The sequence below is a fragment of the Paenibacillus castaneae genome (genome assembly GCF_002884445.1).
Taxonomy (GTDB): Bacteria; Bacillota; Bacilli; order Paenibacillales; family Paenibacillaceae; genus Pristimantibacillus; species Pristimantibacillus castaneae.
The window spans coordinates 1-1782 of record NZ_NJAR01000017.1; the positions used below are offsets into that span (position 1 = coordinate 1).

Annotated in this window: 1 protein-coding gene; it reads left to right on the forward strand. The window is 47.4% G+C overall.

The window, feature by feature from the left end; genetic code table 11:
* Positions 1-121: 121 nt before the first annotated feature.
* Complete coding sequence (locus tag CEF13_RS28460; protein ID WP_102711500.1) at positions 122-1393, forward strand: IS110 family RNA-guided transposase; 1272 nt, start codon at positions 122-124, stop codon at positions 1391-1393.
* Positions 1394-1782: the final 389 nt, after the last annotated feature.

Here is a 1782-nt window from a genome sequence, read left to right on the forward strand (position 1 = left end):
CGTTAGCATTCCTGTAGAGCGTTAATTAGCAGCTTTGCAAAAAGAAGAGCGCCTCGGTACGATGGGAGTACGCAACGGGTCAAAGCCCTTAAAATCCCATCATCCAGGAGGACGCTCTAATATGAAGTTTAAAGCCCAAGACAAACAAAATCAACTCATTGAAAAAATTACCCCTCAGCATCTCGTCGTCGGAATCGACATTGCACAACTAACGCATGTCGCTCGTGCAGTAAACTTCCGCGGGATCGCAATTGGCAATCCGCTATCTTTCTCTAATGATGAAGAAGGATTTCAGGCCCTTCTTCGCTGGATTCAATCGTTGCAAGAAGCCCATAACCTTAACTTCGCAATTATCGGCATGGAACCGACGGGGCATTACTGGCTAAGCATCTCTAGATGGCTATTCGAGAAACAATTCGAAGTTGTTCTTGTTAATCCTCATCTCGTGAAAAAGAATAAAGAAAACCGTGACAATACACCATCGAAGAGCGACAAAAAGGATGCTCTCGTCATCGCAGACATGGTCAAAAACGGTTATTACTCTTTTATTCGTAGCACGCCTGAGGCTTTTGAAGAGCTGCGTGTTTATCTCTCAAACCGCGACTCTGTTGTGACGAGACTCGTAAGCGCTAAAAACCAAATCCATCGCTGGGTTGACGTAGTGTTCCCTGAGCTGCGACAAGTATTTAAGAACCTGTTGTGCAGGGGGGCATTGGCAACACTACGTCTTTTCCCAACGCCTGAAGAACTGAGAAGGCTAGCGCCTCAGGACGTGGTGAGTGGCTGGAAATCCATTATGCAACGTCAACCCGGGAACAAGAAAGCTCAGACCCTTATTGCGCTTGCTCGTCATTCTGTTGGCTCTAAGCAGGCAACGCATGCGTACAAGCTCCACTTAACGCAACTTCTGGCTGAATACGACCTGGCTTGCCAACAGCTGCAAGTCGTAGAGGCAGAGATTACGGCAGTCTTAGACCGTATTCCTTTTGCTAAATCTATGCTTGCGGTCAAAGGGATTAGCGCCATTTCACTCGCAGGTATTCTCGGTGAGGCTGGGGATTTAAGTGGCTTCACTCACGGTAATGCACTGCTTCGCCATGCTGGTCTCAACCTTGCAGAAGCAAGCTCAGGTAAATGGACGGGTCAGATGAAGATTAGTAAACGCGGACGATCGCGCCTTCGTCGCTTCATTTTCATGATGACCATAAGTTTGGTTGGGAACAACCCAGAGTTCAAAGCCATGCATGCGTACAATGTACAGGTTAAAAAGATGAAGAAAATGAGGTCTCTGATGAAACTATGCGGTAAATTGGCACGAATACTCGTTGGAATGGCTCGTAGCAACGAGGCATACCATCCTCATAAAACGATGCCAATTCAACTAGCAGCTTAAGCTTAATTTAACCGTTTCGTCGTACGAATTTTGGCTTATTCGTAGGATTTCAAAGAAAGCACGGAGTACCGGATGCATTGAACCAAAGGGCACCGACCCGTAACGTTAGCAAGACCGGCCTCCACCCCTTGGACAGGCGTAACGAAGGAATGAGAGGGCAAAGACCCGTTGAGACATGGGAGTGATAACCTCCAGGGGCAGCGTGGAGAATGCGTGCAGTATATGGAAGGATATGGGGCTTGCAACCTCCCCCTCTATTTCCTCACGCCTTCATGTTGACCTGGTCTTCAACTACCTTTCTCTACTATCTTTCCGCATTTCCGGCAAGGGTGAAATCCTGCGAATAAGCGAGTATTTGTGAGAAAATTGAATCGTACTGAGGGAGTTCA

Coding starts and splice junctions, on each gene's coding strand:
- CEF13_RS28460 (WP_102711500.1), top strand. CDS start 122: ATGAAGTTTAAAGCCCAAGACAAACAAAATCAACTCATTGAAAAAATT.